Genomic DNA, 13,292 nt, shown 5'->3' with positions numbered 1-13,292 from the left:
ACAAGTTGATTTGATAATAATGATTTAAATGTCTAGATAAGGGGATGGAGTATGATTGAATTGGAAATTAGAGTGGAGCGTCTTAGGGAAGCAAAAACAGGGAATATTGTATCATTATCTTCTTATATTGGGTGGGATTATAACAGAGAAGAAATTGAGACTATTTTTAACGCAGGGATTGTATACGGTGTTTGGAATGAGAGAGAGGAACTAATTGCTAGCGCGGCAATAATATTATATGGGGAGAAATTAGCGTCTATCGGAATGGTGATTGTACATCCAGATTATAAGGGGAGAGGGATTGGAAAGATAATAACGGAAGCGTGCGTTAAAAGCGTATCAGCTCATACTCCAATTATGCTGATTGCTACGGATGAAGGGAAACCTTTATATGAAAAGTTAGGATTTAGGGCAGTAAGTTATGTTTCTAAATACATATGTAACTCATACAATGCGAAAGATTATTGTGTAAGAAATGAAGATTATGTGATGAATTATGAAGAGGGTGATTTAGAAAAAATAATAAAAATAGATGAATATGCGTTTGGAACAAATAGAAAAGAGTTTTTAAAGAAAAGAATTATGCAAAGTGAACAGTGTATCGTTGTAAGGGACAAGGAACAAAATGTATTAGGTTACGGTTTAAGCATACAAACACCAGAAAATAAGATAATAGGGCCGGTTGTTGCTAAAAATGATGAGATGGCAATGAGAATAGTACATGATTTAGCAAGAGGGCATAATGGTAAATTAAGAATTGATGTACTAGAAGGAAAGAACGATTTCATGAAAGAATTAGAGATTGCTGGTTTTAAAAAAGTGAATATACCACCAATTATGATGAAAAATAGTAATCGGTTATTAAAAAGAAATAGTGAACTATATAGTATTGCAGCGCAAATTTTTGGATAAAAAAGAATCCTTTTAAATGAAGGATTCTTTTTTGAGCCAATTTAATCACGATATTGGTCATGAGTTGGCTGAAAGAGGTCTTCCTCGATATCTCGCACCATAGAAAAATGATCAACGTTATAATGACCGTGTAAAGTTTTATTGTGATGACCAATAATTTGTTCTGCAGACAATACGTTAGAATCAGTTGTTGAATGACCGTTTTTAATTAATGTAACGTCAAATCCTTGTACAGTTGCTGTCCTAACGGCAGTGTCAATGCAATGTTCTGTTTTACATCCGCCTATAACAATATGATTAATGTTTTCTTCTTTTAAAAGTTCAAGTAAAGAAGTACCGTAGAATGAATTGGTTGCTGCTTTATTAATAAAGATTGCAGACTGGGGTACTTGAATTTGATTATGTACTTCAAATCCTTCGCCACTACCTGAAGCAACATCGATATCTCTTACAAAAACAATAAGAGCATTTGAATCTATTGCTTTCTGCAGGGCTATATTTAGTGTAGATAATAGCTCGGTTTTACGAAAAACTTCATTTTCTTGCTCATTTCCATCAATTAATTCTTGTTGAGCGTCGATAATTAATAGTGCTTGTTTCATCGTGTCTCCCCTTTAATATGAAATAAGTTCCACTGTACATATTCCTTCAGATTGTTAGGAAATCCTCTATTGTAAGAGGAGTAGAAGATTGATTTACAAAGTTGTCAAAGAAATTTCATTCTCATAGCGTGTAAAAACATGTATGATAGGAGATGGAGAATTTTTGAGTAGGTGGGAATAACATGCAAACAGTAGAAGATTATCTTTCATTCTTACATACGAAAGGATTTAAATTATCAGAGGAAGCACAAGGGTTTATTATGTTTGGACAAGGATATACTGGTGCGTCTGATGGGATTGTGAACGCAGCAATAGAAGCGACAATTAAACATCAATTGCAGTTTGATGGTAGTTATTTCGTTGCGTTATTAGAACGATTGAAAGAGGAAGAAATTACAGATAAAAAAAGCGCTAAGGCTTTTATGCGGAAGTTACAAGCGTAACTTCACGCAGCCTGCGCTTCTTTTTTTGTTTTGGAAGGTAATTCAACAAAAATCATGCCTAGAAAAATACATAGACATCCGATAATAGCAGAAATAGAAAGTTGTTCATTTGCAACGAGAACGCCTGTTAATGCAGCAAAAACGGGCTCCATTGCGAAAATAATTGCTACTCTCGTTGGAGAAGTGTGTTTTTGTGCCGATGTTTGAATGAAAAAAGCAATAGATGTTGCAAACAGGGCAGTTAGAAAGAGTGCGAATAAAAAGGATTGATTCGTCCATAGTGATACTGAAAATAACTTTTTCCAATCTTCAAACAAGAAAGCGCAAATAGAAGAAAATATACCAACAGCTAATACTTGAGATGTGCTTAATAATAAAGGTGATATTTTTTTAGAAAAGAAGCCGTTAATAAGAATATGGGCAGCGAAAGCGACTGCACAACCGAGAACAAGTATATCTCCTATATTTAATTGGAAAGAATCAGCAGCTGTTAATAAGTACAAACCTGTTGTAGCTACAGCAATGCCAAGTACGATGAAAATGGTGGCTTTTTGTTTTAAAAAGATAAAGGATAAGATTGGGACCATAACAATGCTTAGCCCAGTTAAGAAACCTGCTTTTGAAGAAGTTGTATAAAGTAAGCCAAATGTTTGTAATAAATAGCCGACAAATAAGAAGAACCCAACCATTAATCCAGCTAAACTACTATGTTTTAATTCTTGTTTTGAAGTTTTCTGTGAAAAAATAATTTGAACGAATAATAAAATAATTCCAGCGAATAAAAAGCGAATACCATTAAACGTAAATGGACCAACGAAAGACATAGCGTTTTGAACGACAACAAACGTAGCTCCCCAAATAAAAGAGACAAATAATAAAGCAAGAGGAGCAATCCACTCTTTTTTCACACTCATACCCCCGTTAATTTTGTAAGATAGCTTTTCTAGCTAATTCATCAGCTACTTTATTTTGACTACTTGGAATCCACTTAATAAAAAAGAGATCGAAGTTTTTTATGTACTGTAGTGCTTCATCTAAAAGAGGTGCAAATATTTTATTTTTTGCGTATTCCTTTTCAACAGCCCGCTCAACAAGCTGCGAATCTGTACGAAAAGAGACAGTGCTATAATTATGCTCAATGCAATATTTTAATGCTAGAAGTAAAGCGCGGTACTCTGCTTCATGATTGGACATTGTTCCAAGTGGTACTGATAATTGTACAGGCGGCTGAACGCCTTTAATAAACACTCCTGCACCAGAAGGACCAGGATTTCCTTTTGATGCACCATCAATATATACTTCAATCAAAATGAGAAACCTCCAAATTATAAGATTATCCCCTACTTAAATATTTTTTTGAAGTAGGGGATAGAGTAGTTATCCGATTGTGATGCTGTAACGACATGTAAATGTTTCATTCGCTTGTAAAGATTGAATTCCCTTTTTGTCCTTGAAATCTTTTGCTGGATTTACTTCATCAGCGATTCCATACCAAGGTTCAATACATAAGAAAGGTGCGTTATCCCCTGGTGTCCATACGCCGACAAATGGAAATCCATCAAATTCTACTTTTACAAATTTATTATGTTTATGAGAACGAATCGAAATTTCATTCGTATTCATATGTTCAAAAATAAGTGCATCATTTTTGAATAAATCGTATGTAAGTGGCAATTCAGTCGTATTTTCAGCGATTAATTGCTTTTTGTTTGAAAGATAAGGTCCTTCTAATACGCTTGTTTCTAAGCGTTCCGAACCATTAAACGATAAGTGATAATCTGTAAATGATTCACCGTCCAATAAAGGGAAGTTGAATCCAGGATGTGCTCCGATTGAGAAGAACATTTCTTTAGAAGTAGGATTGTTTACTTCATATGTTACATGAACACTTTGTCCATCTAGCTCATAAGAAACGAGTAATTCGAATTCGTATGGGTATTTTTTTAATGTTTCTTCATTACTAGTAACGATATAAGTGATCTTTGTTTCGCTTTGTTCTTTCACAGAAAAAGTAAGATCACGAGCGAAACCGTGTTGTGTTAATGAATATGGTTTACCGTCTACGTAGTATGTATTATCTACTAATCGACCGACAATTGGGAACAAAATTGGTGCACGGCGTCCCCAATAAGCAGAATCACCTTGCCATAAATATTCTATGTTGTCTTCTTTTAAGCGAACGCTCTGTAATTCTGCACCTTTGTCAGAAATGGAAACGATCACTTTTTCATTTTGAATTGTTGCTGTCATGAAGTGAAACCTCCTAAATCTTTCATATGTTTCATTATACGTTGTCTAAAAGAAAAAAGGTAGTTCACGATAGGAATCTATTGACGAAAGAGGGGCTACCACGTAAAATATAATCTTGTTGCTTAAAAACGAATAACGTGGTTCGAAACCATCCCACGTAAAAAAACTAAGGAGATTTTGTCATGAATATTAGAACATTAGTCGGTAATGGTATTTTAGCGGCATTATATATTGCTGTTTCTATGCTTATTCAGCCATTTGGCTTTACGAATGTACAGTTTCGTATTTCAGAGATGTTTAATCATCTCGTTGTATTTAACAAGAAAGCAATTTACGGAATTGTATTAGGTGTATTTTTAACGAATCTCTTTTTCTCACCTATGATCGCTTATGATTTAGTATTTGGAGTAGGTCAATCTATTCTTGCATTAGTTGCAACGATTATTTCTATGCGATTTATTAAAGGTGTTTGGGCTCGTATGATTTTTAATACAGTTATCTTTACGATTACAATGTTTATGATTGCAATTGAACTTCATCTTGCATTTGATCTACCATTTATGTGGACTTGGTTAACATGTGCAGCAGGTGAATTCGTAGTAATGGCGATCGGTATGCCTGTAATGTACTGGATTAATAAGCGAGTACAATTTGAAAGATTTATGTAATAGATGAAAGAGCCATTCCTTATATAGGATGGCTCTTTTTGTATGTGATTATATTGAATATAATTCTTTGACTCTTGATAAAATATAATAAAATAAAGTGAGGCTTCAATTAGCCGGATAAATAAGAAGTCTTACATAAGGGGAATGAAGTATGAAATATAAAATTCATTGGTTGTATAAAACAAAGCGCGGATTGCAGACGGAATTAACGACAGAGTATATGAACATAGAAGAAGTACTTCAATTTGCAGAGGATTTTGAGAAAACAGGAAGAGTAAAAGAATTTTCATTTTATGATGAAATGGACGCGGAATGGTCATTAAAAGAGATGAAAAAGTTAAGTAAGCAAGTAGAGGAAGAGCCCCAAGAAATACTCGTTTATTTTGATGGGGGGTATGATGTGCAAACGAAAGAAGCTGGCGTTGGTATATGTGTGTATTATAAAAAAGGAAATACAAACTACCGGATTCGCCGCAATGCATATATAGAAGGTATATATGATAATAATGAAGCGGAATATGCATCGTTACTATACGGTATGAATATACTCGAGGAATTAGGGATTAAGTATGAAGCAGTTACACTTCACGGTGATTCTCAAGTTGTACTGCAGCAATTAGCCGGAGAATGGCCTTGTTATGATGAGCATTTAAACCATTATTTAGATCAAATTGAACAAAAGGCGAAGCAAATGAAATTAAAATTTATATGTGAACCAATATCTAGAAAACAAAATAAAGAAGCACATCAATTAGCTACGCAAGCATTGGAAGGGACAGTTATTGATAGTCATAAAGAAATAACTGAATAGAGAGGTGCAAAGGTGGATAAAAAGCAACTCATTACAGAGGTAAATGACTTATTAGAAACGTATTGTGAAGGATGTTTCTTGCGAGAACATAATCGAAAGACAAATAGTAAATATTATGCCCATTCATTTTGTATACGGCAATGTACAGTTGGAGAAACATTGAAAAAGTATGGAGAACGGTTGTCATGAAAAAACATCCAGAGAAAATTCTCTGGATGTTTTTTAGTGTCTTGCTTCGTTTAGTTGATGCTCACATTTATTTAATTTCTTTTCCTCATTCATTAAAAATGGCTCATCTAAATCAGTTGCAACAGATTTCATAATTTCAAGCTGAGAGCGAGCTGCTTCTACAGCAGTAGTAGCATGCTCTAATGTATCTGGATCCATTGAAATTGTTGCTGATCCTACCATTTTTTGTGCTGTTTCTACACGGAATTTCACTTCTTCAAAATCATTTACTTCTGATCCCATTAATAATTCCTCCTTTGTATAGTGCGCATTTCACATAGTTTTTGCTCTGTAAAACGGAAATATACAAAGGAATAACAAAGGAGGTTACCAAGTAAGGCAACCTCCTGTTATATGTTGGATTAAAGTTTTACTACGTTAGCAGCTTGAGGTCCGCGGTTACCTTCAGTAATGTCGAAAGATACTTCTTGACCTTCTTCTAAAGCTTTGTAGCCGTCTCCTTGAATAGCAGAGAAATGTACGAATACATCGTCAGCGCCTTCCATTTCGATAAATCCAAAACCTTTTTCGTTGTTAAACCATTTTACTTTTCCTTGCATGTTACAATTCCTCCTAAAAGCGTTTACTATTTTCATTTAGTGAAATTCATTAAAAAAATAATATAAACTAAAAATGCTATATTCTTGAATATTCTGCTAAATGATTAATTTAAATATACACGAATTGGGAGAATTTAGTCAAGTAAGCGATTTTATTTTTTTGTATTTTTAAATAATTTTCCAGTCAAATTTTTAAATAGGTATAGGACAGGCCTTGTACGTAATATTCTTAATTGAATGCTATACATAATGAGGTGAAAGAATGAATAAGTCTTACTTATTAGATAATGAAGGAATGAGAACGAGAACCGACATACCGGATTGGGTTGCAAAAGAATTTGAGATTTTTTCAAATGTTGTGTTAGAACCAACTTTTCCATGTTATTTCGGTTTAACAGCTTTGAAAAAGAATGAACTTCGTTATTCATTTCTTTCTCATAATGATTGGAGTCATTTGCCGCATACAATGTTATCTTTTTTAGACTTAATGAAAGAGAGACCGATTGTAAGAAGGGGCTTTTTCCTTTTTGTAGAACCGGAATGTGAAGAACGATCACTCGAATATTACCGTGATTCTTTTTGGAAAGTGTTACAGTATTTACATGAAAACGATAATCAAGCATGGCCAAAGCAAATTCCTGAAGACCCAGACCATTATTTATGGGAATTTTCATTTGGTGGTGAGCCAATATTCGCATTTGGAAATGCGCCAGCTTATAAACAACGAAAAACTAGACATTTAGGGAATTCTCTCGTTATTGGGTTTCAGCCACGCACTATTTTTGATGGATTAGAGGGAGATCGTCCTAAAGGAACATATTCAAGACAAATGGTCCGTGAGCGAGTTGAAAAGTGGGATCAATTGCCGAAACATCCTAACATTAGTCATTATGGTGACCCAGAGCATCGTGAATGGAAACAATATTTCATAGGAGACGATGTAGAGCCAATAAAAGGGAAATGTCCTTTTATTCATAGGAGAGAAAAGTAAGAGCCATCATCTAGATGGCTCTTTTGTATATTTTGGATAAAAAAGGGTATTTTATTATGAAAGCTAGTCTATTTTTTAAAATTACATCATTAACTAGTAGTAAAGAGAGTAGAAAGGATAGAGCGATGATTGGAGCAATTATACAGCAAATCGTATTAGGTATATCATTAGCTGCGCCAGTAGGGCCGATTAATATTGAAATGTTAAAACGAGGAATTGAACGTGGGTTTTGGCACGCTTGGGTTGTTGGAATTGGTGGAATGACTGCAGATGTTTTATTTATGCTTCTCATTTATTTCGGTTTATCTTCTGTGTTTATGTATACATATGTACAAGCCTTCATGTATTGCACGGGTTTTTTCTTGTTATTTTATTTAGGATTTCAAAGTGTAAAACAAGGAATTTTCGAATCGAATATGGAATATAAAAAAGAAGAGGTAGGTGGCCTTAAGCAATCGTTTATGGCAGGATTTTTAATTGCGATATCCAATCCATTAAATCTTGTTTTTTGGTTTGGTATATACGGAAGTACACTTAGCTCATTACTTACGAAGGTAACGAAACAAGAAGCTTTTTTGTACAGTCTTTGCATTATTGTTGGTATTATTTTATGGAATTTAAATATTGCTTTTTCTGTACATTTTGGAAGAACTTTATTAAAACCAAAAGCGCTTGGCTACATAACAGCCGGAGCAGGTATTATTTTAGTAGGTTACTCTATACATTTTGCATACAAAGCTTTACAGTTGTTCACATAAGATTGAAGGGGAGATTTTTATGTATCGAACCACTATTGACGGAAAAGAAATTATAATTACGTTAGCGCCAAAAATCCGAAAAGAAATTACTGATAGAAATCCACTATATGAAGCGGTATTTCATAATGCTGCAAGATTGTTACAAACAAAGCAACCGACGTTTGCAGTAAATCATGAAATATTTGGGCTCATTATTGGAGAAGTGCAAAGAGGAGAAGTAACAGTGTTTGCAGTGGAACATATTATTCCGAAGCAAAATATATTTGGATCAAACAATTTTTTCTCGGCAATAGAACAGCAGGCAAATTTGTAAAGTGAATAGAATAAGAATAGAAAAGAAATAGTCGTAACGATATGTTGCGGCTGTTTTTTTGGAAAAGGGGGAAATAAGATGAAGAAAGTGGGGAAAGAGTTCTTTTTACAACATGATATTGTTATTATGTATAGCATTCTATTTATTTTCATTATTATTTTAAAAATGCAATTTTTTACGTGGTTTGGCATGTTAGCATGTATGTTTGGGATTGTTTTCTATACACTTAATGAATATATGACACATCGTTTTTTATTCCATATAAAGCCACCTAAAAACACATTTCTATTAAAAATGTTAAGAAGATTGCATTATGATCACCACGTATATCCAGATGATTTAAAACTTTTGTTTTTACCTGTATGGTTTAGTATACCTAGTTTTACTATATATTTACTTATAGCATATGGTATTACAAAAAGTGTTACTATTGCACTTTCATTTGGAATCGGAATGATTATCATGCTGCTCGTTTACGAATGGAAACATTATATTGCTCATAGACCGATTCGTCCCGTCACTAAGTTTGGAAGATGGCTAAAAAAACAACATATATTACACCATTATAAAAACGAAAAGTTTTGGTTTGGTGTTTCAAATCCAGTATTCGATTTTATATTTGGAACACTTAAAGACGGAAAAGATGTTGAGTTAAGCGAAACGGCTCGTAATTTAGAAAAGGAAAAAAAGACAAAAGTAGTGCGGTAAGCACTGCTTTTGTCTTAATGAGGATAAATAAGTAAGGTGTCACTTTATTTTGAAAAAGTATATTAAAAATTTAGGGGAAATTGCCGAAAAATGTCTATCAAAAAATCTTTGCATGAATGCATGGATTGTCTAAAATGAATATAAGTTTCTGAATATTTATAAAATTTAGTCTTTAGGTATGCAAGGGGGAAGTGTATTTTAAGTAAGAGAGGGGATCGGTTAATGAAACGAGACGATACGTCAGCACGTAAGTTGCAAAATGAGGTGAATTATACAGAGGTCGTTCAGTCGGAAGAATTTCAATTGTTATTAAATACGAAAAAGAAGTTTATCATTCCAATGAGTATTTTCTTTTTTAGTTTTTTTATCGCATTACCTATTCTAACATCGTATTCAAAGGTGCTTAATACACCTGCATTTGGAGACGTTACATGGGCGTGGGTATTTGCTTTTTCCCAATTTATTATGACATGGGCACTATGTATGATTTATAGCAAAAAAGCAGAATCATTTGATGAAATCTCCCGAAAAATTTTGCAAGATATGCAAAAAGGGAGGGGCTGAACTTGAATACTACTGCATTTGCACTATTTTTAATTATTGTTCTTGGTACGCTCGTCATAACCTATTTTGCATCGAAAAAAACGAAAAATGCGAGTGAATTTTATACGGCTGGAGGGGGATTAACTGGTTGGCAAAATGGTCTGGCCATTGCTGGAGATTACATGTCTGCTGCTTCATTTCTCGGTATAGCTGGAGCAATCGCATTAACTGGGTTTGATGGATTCTTTTATAGTATCGGTTTTTTAGTTGCTTATTTAGTTGTACTATATCTTGTTGCAGAACCGCTTAGAAATTTAGGAAAGTACACTTTGGCGGATATGATTGCAGCACGCTTTGACGCGAAAAAAGTTCGCGGAGTTGCAGCTCTTAATACGATGACGATTTCTATCTTTTATATGATTGCACAATTAGTTGGCGCGGGTGCACTTATTAAATTATTATTAGGGATTGAATATACGACATCTGTATTAATCGTTGGAACACTTATGACGGTGTATGTTATTTTTGGTGGTATGACAGCAACGAGCTGGGTACAAATTGTAAAGGCTGTATTACTTATGGCCGGTACGTTTATTATTTCTGTTATCGTTTTCGCAAAATTCAACTTCAGCGTGACTGAAATGTTTGCCCAAATGAAAACAGCTACACCATTAAAAGATTCATTTTTAAATCCAGGTGTAAAGTATAAGGATGGCCTTGATACACTTTCTTTAAATTTAGGACTAGTACTTGGTACAGCTGGATTACCACATATACTTGTCCGCTTTTTTACAGTACGTGATGCAAAAACTGCACGTCAATCTGTCGTATATGCGACATGGTTAATTGGTGCATTTTATATTATGACGATTTTCTTAGGATTTGGTGCGGCAGCGTTTGTAGGAAATGAAGCGATTATTAAAGCGAACCCAGCGGGTAATATGGCAGCACCTTTATTAGCCAAAGCGTTAGGTGGAGACTTCTTATTTGCTTTCGTATCAGCAATTGCTTTTGCAACAATTTTGGCTGTAGTGGCAGGTCTCGTATTAACGGCAGCATCAGCATTCGCTCATGATTTTTATAATGAGATTATTCGCAAAGGGAAATCAACGGAAAAAGAGCAAGTATCTATGGCTCGTTATGCATCTATTGGGGTAGCGATATTATCTATCATACTTGCATTATTTGCCCAAACATTAAACGTAGCATTTTTAGTATCATTAGCATTTGCAGTTGCAGCGAGTGCAAATCTACCAGTGATTTTATTTACAATATATTGGAAGCGTTTTAATACAACGGGTGCTATTTCCGGTATGATTGTAGGGCTCGTATCAGCAATTGTTCTCGTAGCGTTGAGTCCGAATGTTTGGAACCCTGTAGCTGGAAAAGCTATTTTTGTTGGGGAAGCGATATTCCCATATACGACACCAGGAATTATTTCAATTCCGCTCGGATTTCTTGCAGCATATTTAGGAACTGTTTTATCTAGTAAGAAAGAAGATGCAGCGAAATTTGATGAAATTCTTGTGAAATCTAATACTGGTCACGGTATTAGTGATGCGTCTTCACATTAAATAAAAGAGGAGCTTTTCGATAGATAAGAAAAGCTCTTTTTTCTTTTGTCATTTTCTTGTAAATATTACTGATTTGTAAGTAGGATTTGTCTTAATTTTGTGGAATGAAAATAGCAGGGAGAAATTTAAGTCATCATGGCACCAGCGCAGCTTTTGTGAAAAATAAGTTGTTATGGAAGGTGGAAGTAATGATGAAAACGAAGCAAACTGATGAATTATTAGCAAAAGATGAGCAATATGTTTGGCACGGAATGCGTCCCTTTAGTCCAAATAGTACAATGGTAGGGGCAAAAGCTGAAGGGTGCTGGGTTGAAGATATACAAGGAAAAAGATATTTAGATGGTATGAGTGGTCTTTGGTGTGTGAATAGTGGATATGGAAGAACGGAGCTCGCAGAAGCGGCTTATAAGCAATTACAAACATTATCATACTTTCCAATGTCACAATCTCATGAACCAGCTATAAAGCTTGCTGAAAAGTTAAATGAGTGGCTTGGGGGAGAGTATGTTATTTTCTTCTCAAATAGTGGTTCAGAAGCGAACGAAACAGCTTTTAAAATAGCAAGGCAATACTATGCGCAAAAAGGTGAACCACATCGTTATAAATTTATGTCACGTTATCGTGGGTATCACGGGAATACAATGGCGACAATGGCAGCGACGGGACAAGCGCAGCGTAGATATCAATATGAGCCGTTTGCTTCAGGCTTTTTACACGTAACACCACCGGATTGTTACCGTATGCCTGAAATTGAAGGGCAGCATATCTATGATGTAGAATGTGTGAAAGAAGTCGATCGTGTTATGACGTGGGAATTAAGTGAAACAATTGCTGCGTTTATTATGGAACCTATTATTACAGGCGGGGGCATATTAATGCCACCACAAGACTATATGAAAGCTGTTCATGAGACATGTCAAAAACACGGTGCCTTGCTTATAAGTGATGAAGTGATTTGCGGCTTCGGTCGTACAGGAAAAGCATTCGGATTTATGAATTATGATGTGAAGCCAGATATTATTACAATGGCAAAAGGCATTACGAGCGCATATTTACCATTATCTGCAACAGCTGTGAAAAAAGAAATATATGAGGCTTTTAAAGGTAAAGGAGAATATGAATTTTTCCGCCATATTAATACATTTGGTGGAAATCCAGCAGCTTGTGCATTAGCACTTAAAAATTTAGAGATTATGGAAAATGAAAATTTAATTGAGCGATCTGCACAAATGGGTTCCCTTTTATTAGAGCAACTAAAAGATGAAATTGGGGAACATCCGCTTGTTGGGGATATTAGAGGAAAAGGTCTATTAGTTGGAATTGAATTAGTAAATGATAAAGAGACGAAAGAGCCAATTGATAACGACAAAATCGCAAGTGTCGTAAATGCTTGTAAAGAAAAAGGGCTTATTATAGGACGAAACGGTATGACGACAGCAGGATATAATAACGTCTTAACATTAGCACCGCCGCTTATTATTTCAAGTGAAGAAATTGCCTTTGTTGTTGGAACGTTGAAGACGGCGATGGAACGTATTTAATGAATCGAGCGAGCTGTAATATACAGCTCGCTTTTGTTTATTATGTGAAATATGATAAATTTTTCAAAGGGAGGGGAATTATTATGAAGAAATATGATCCGAATCAACATTATCACATCGGATATTATGAAGATGGATATGATTTAGAAGTGACAGCGTACAAAAGAATACATGAACCAGTTTGGGATGCTTATATTCCGCACTATGAGGTGGACGATTTTTATAAGAAAGTGGAGGAAATGAAACTGGGTGAATATATAGATGATTATGGTATTAAGGTGTATTCATTTAGTAATGATATCAATGATGAAGAAGCACGAACTATTTTTGAAAAATGGTTAAAAACGAATGGAATTGTTTAAAGATAAAATGAAAAAGGAGATTGCTATC

19 protein-coding genes and 1 riboswitch are annotated in these 13,292 nt (G+C 34.6%); of the genes, 13 read left to right on the top strand and 6 right to left on the bottom strand.

Annotated elements, in window-relative coordinates; all coding sequences use genetic code 11:
* Nucleotides 1-51: 51 nt before the first annotated feature.
* Nucleotides 52-912, top strand: coding sequence for a GNAT family N-acetyltransferase (locus AU379_RS15725; RefSeq protein ID WP_000571011.1), 861 nt, complete (start codon nucleotides 52-54; stop codon nucleotides 910-912).
* A 41-nt stretch (nucleotides 913-953) separates the two neighbouring features.
* On the opposite strand, the gene AU379_RS15720 is transcribed toward AU379_RS15725, so the two are convergent.
* Nucleotides 954-1,514 carry a cysteine hydrolase family protein gene (locus AU379_RS15720; RefSeq protein WP_000806320.1) on the bottom strand — a complete coding sequence of 187 codons (561 nt, stop codon included), beginning with the start codon at nucleotides 1,512-1,514 and terminating at the stop codon, nucleotides 954-956.
* 182 nt (nucleotides 1,515-1,696) lie between these two features.
* Between AU379_RS15720 and AU379_RS15715 the strand changes: the two genes are divergently transcribed.
* Complete coding sequence (locus AU379_RS15715; protein WP_001195212.1) at nucleotides 1,697-1,957, top strand: DUF6123 family protein; 261 nt, start codon at nucleotides 1,697-1,699, stop codon at nucleotides 1,955-1,957.
* Between the two features lie 2 nt (nucleotides 1,958-1,959).
* Here the strand turns inward: AU379_RS15715 and AU379_RS15710 are convergent, their stop codons facing one another.
* The 3 genes from AU379_RS15710 to AU379_RS15700 form a co-directional block, all read right to left on the bottom strand.
* Nucleotides 1,960-2,865: a DMT family transporter gene (locus AU379_RS15710; RefSeq protein ID WP_000712611.1), complete on the bottom strand. Its 906-nt coding sequence runs from the start codon at nucleotides 2,863-2,865 to the stop codon at nucleotides 1,960-1,962.
* A 13-nt stretch (nucleotides 2,866-2,878) separates the two neighbouring features.
* Complete coding sequence (locus tag AU379_RS15705; RefSeq protein ID WP_000573880.1) at nucleotides 2,879-3,265, bottom strand: reverse transcriptase-like protein; 387 nt, start codon at nucleotides 3,263-3,265, stop codon at nucleotides 2,879-2,881.
* Nucleotides 3,266-3,334: 69 nt separating this feature from the next.
* Nucleotides 3,335-4,207 carry an aldose 1-epimerase family protein gene (locus AU379_RS15700; protein WP_000127390.1) on the bottom strand — a complete coding sequence of 291 codons (873 nt, stop codon included), beginning with the start codon at nucleotides 4,205-4,207 and terminating at the stop codon, nucleotides 3,335-3,337.
* A 131-nt stretch (nucleotides 4,208-4,338) separates the two neighbouring features.
* Nucleotides 4,339-4,383, top strand: a riboswitch (PreQ1 riboswitch).
* A 6-nt stretch (nucleotides 4,384-4,389) separates the two neighbouring features.
* Between AU379_RS15700 and AU379_RS15695 the strand changes: the two genes are divergently transcribed.
* The 3 genes from AU379_RS15695 (at nucleotide 4,390) to AU379_RS15685 (ending at nucleotide 5,875) form a co-directional block, all read left to right on the top strand.
* Nucleotides 4,390-4,875, top strand: coding sequence for a QueT transporter family protein (locus tag AU379_RS15695; protein WP_001026471.1), 486 nt, complete (start codon nucleotides 4,390-4,392; stop codon nucleotides 4,873-4,875).
* Between the two features lie 151 nt (nucleotides 4,876-5,026).
* The gene (locus AU379_RS15690) at nucleotides 5,027-5,686 is read left to right on the top strand and encodes a ribonuclease H family protein (protein ID WP_061139477.1); all 660 of its coding nucleotides are present in this window, start codon (nucleotides 5,027-5,029) and stop codon (nucleotides 5,684-5,686) included.
* 12 nt (nucleotides 5,687-5,698) lie between these two features.
* Nucleotides 5,699-5,875 (top strand): zinc-finger domain-containing protein, encoded by a 177-nt coding sequence (locus AU379_RS15685; protein ID WP_001987028.1) that lies wholly within the window; start codon nucleotides 5,699-5,701, stop codon nucleotides 5,873-5,875.
* Between the two features lie 33 nt (nucleotides 5,876-5,908).
* On the opposite strand, the gene AU379_RS15680 is transcribed toward AU379_RS15685, so the two are convergent.
* Both AU379_RS15680 and cspB read right to left on the bottom strand, forming a co-directional pair.
* Nucleotides 5,909-6,157 (bottom strand): DUF2564 family protein, encoded by a 249-nt coding sequence (locus tag AU379_RS15680; protein ID WP_000534392.1) that lies wholly within the window; start codon nucleotides 6,155-6,157, stop codon nucleotides 5,909-5,911.
* A 119-nt stretch (nucleotides 6,158-6,276) separates the two neighbouring features.
* Nucleotides 6,277-6,474, bottom strand: coding sequence for a cold shock-like protein CspB (gene cspB, locus AU379_RS15675; protein ID WP_001161731.1), 198 nt, complete (start codon nucleotides 6,472-6,474; stop codon nucleotides 6,277-6,279).
* Nucleotides 6,475-6,736: 262 nt separating this feature from the next.
* Between cspB and AU379_RS15670 the strand changes: the two genes are divergently transcribed.
* The 8 genes from AU379_RS15670 to AU379_RS15635 all read left to right on the top strand — a co-directional run bounded on the left by AU379_RS15670 (nucleotide 6,737) and on the right by AU379_RS15635 (nucleotide 13,264).
* Nucleotides 6,737-7,465: a YqcI/YcgG family protein gene (locus tag AU379_RS15670; RefSeq protein WP_061139476.1), complete on the top strand. Its 729-nt coding sequence runs from the start codon at nucleotides 6,737-6,739 to the stop codon at nucleotides 7,463-7,465.
* Nucleotides 7,466-7,479: 14 nt separating this feature from the next.
* A complete protein-coding gene (locus AU379_RS15665; RefSeq protein WP_001196839.1) occupies nucleotides 7,480-8,223 on the top strand; it encodes a LysE family transporter in 744 nt (247 codons plus the stop codon).
* A 19-nt stretch (nucleotides 8,224-8,242) separates the two neighbouring features.
* Entirely contained in the window at nucleotides 8,243-8,536 is a 294-nt protein-coding gene (locus tag AU379_RS15660) for a hypothetical protein (RefSeq protein ID WP_000286362.1), read from the top strand.
* A gap of 78 nt (nucleotides 8,537-8,614) precedes the next feature.
* Entirely contained in the window at nucleotides 8,615-9,244 is a 630-nt protein-coding gene (locus AU379_RS15655) for a sterol desaturase family protein (RefSeq protein WP_000755396.1), read from the top strand.
* Between the two features lie 222 nt (nucleotides 9,245-9,466).
* The gene (locus AU379_RS15650; RefSeq protein ID WP_000817366.1) at nucleotides 9,467-9,808 is read left to right on the top strand and encodes a DUF485 domain-containing protein; all 342 of its coding nucleotides are present in this window, start codon (nucleotides 9,467-9,469) and stop codon (nucleotides 9,806-9,808) included.
* Nucleotides 9,809-9,810: 2 nt separating this feature from the next.
* Nucleotides 9,811-11,361, top strand: a complete 1,551-nt coding sequence (locus AU379_RS15645) for a sodium/solute symporter (RefSeq protein ID WP_001098235.1) — start codon at nucleotides 9,811-9,813, stop codon at nucleotides 11,359-11,361.
* Between the two features lie 191 nt (nucleotides 11,362-11,552).
* Complete coding sequence (locus AU379_RS15640; RefSeq protein WP_000850983.1) at nucleotides 11,553-12,902, top strand: aspartate aminotransferase family protein; 1,350 nt, start codon at nucleotides 11,553-11,555, stop codon at nucleotides 12,900-12,902.
* Nucleotides 12,902-13,264: a DUF3986 family protein gene (locus AU379_RS15635; RefSeq protein WP_165852336.1), complete on the top strand. Its 363-nt coding sequence runs from the start codon at nucleotides 12,902-12,904 to the stop codon at nucleotides 13,262-13,264. Before AU379_RS15640 ends, AU379_RS15635 begins: the two co-directional genes overlap by 1 nt.
* The last annotated feature ends 28 nt before the right edge of the window (nucleotides 13,265-13,292 follow it).

Source organism: Bacillus sp. JH7, from assembly GCF_001563515.1.
GTDB classification, from domain to species: domain Bacteria; phylum Bacillota; class Bacilli; order Bacillales; family Bacillaceae_G; genus Bacillus_A; species Bacillus_A cereus.
This window is presented reverse-complemented; position numbering and strand designations above follow the sequence as displayed.

Coding starts and splice junctions, on each gene's coding strand:
- AU379_RS15725 (WP_000571011.1), top strand. CDS start 52: ATGATTGAATTGGAAATTAGAGTGGAGCGTCTTAGGGAAGCAAAAACA.
- AU379_RS15720 (WP_000806320.1), bottom strand. CDS start 1,514: ATGAAACAAGCACTATTAATTATCGACGCTCAACAAGAATTAATTGAT.
- AU379_RS15715 (WP_001195212.1), top strand. CDS start 1,697: ATGCAAACAGTAGAAGATTATCTTTCATTCTTACATACGAAAGGATTT.
- AU379_RS15700 (WP_000127390.1), bottom strand. CDS start 4,207: ATGACAGCAACAATTCAAAATGAAAAAGTGATCGTTTCCATTTCTGAC.
- AU379_RS15695 (WP_001026471.1), top strand. CDS start 4,390: ATGAATATTAGAACATTAGTCGGTAATGGTATTTTAGCGGCATTATAT.
- AU379_RS15690 (WP_061139477.1), top strand. CDS start 5,027: ATGAAATATAAAATTCATTGGTTGTATAAAACAAAGCGCGGATTGCAG.
- AU379_RS15680 (WP_000534392.1), bottom strand. CDS start 6,157: ATGGGATCAGAAGTAAATGATTTTGAAGAAGTGAAATTCCGTGTAGAA.
- cspB (WP_001161731.1), bottom strand. CDS start 6,474: ATGCAAGGAAAAGTAAAATGGTTTAACAACGAAAAAGGTTTTGGATTT.
- AU379_RS15670 (WP_061139476.1), top strand. CDS start 6,737: ATGAATAAGTCTTACTTATTAGATAATGAAGGAATGAGAACGAGAACC.
- AU379_RS15665 (WP_001196839.1), top strand. CDS start 7,480: ATGGCTCTTTTGTATATTTTGGATAAAAAAGGGTATTTTATTATGAAA.
- AU379_RS15660 (WP_000286362.1), top strand. CDS start 8,243: ATGTATCGAACCACTATTGACGGAAAAGAAATTATAATTACGTTAGCG.
- AU379_RS15655 (WP_000755396.1), top strand. CDS start 8,615: ATGAAGAAAGTGGGGAAAGAGTTCTTTTTACAACATGATATTGTTATT.
- AU379_RS15650 (WP_000817366.1), top strand. CDS start 9,467: ATGAAACGAGACGATACGTCAGCACGTAAGTTGCAAAATGAGGTGAAT.
- AU379_RS15640 (WP_000850983.1), top strand. CDS start 11,553: ATGAAAACGAAGCAAACTGATGAATTATTAGCAAAAGATGAGCAATAT.
- AU379_RS15635 (WP_165852336.1), top strand. CDS start 12,902: ATGAATCGAGCGAGCTGTAATATACAGCTCGCTTTTGTTTATTATGTG.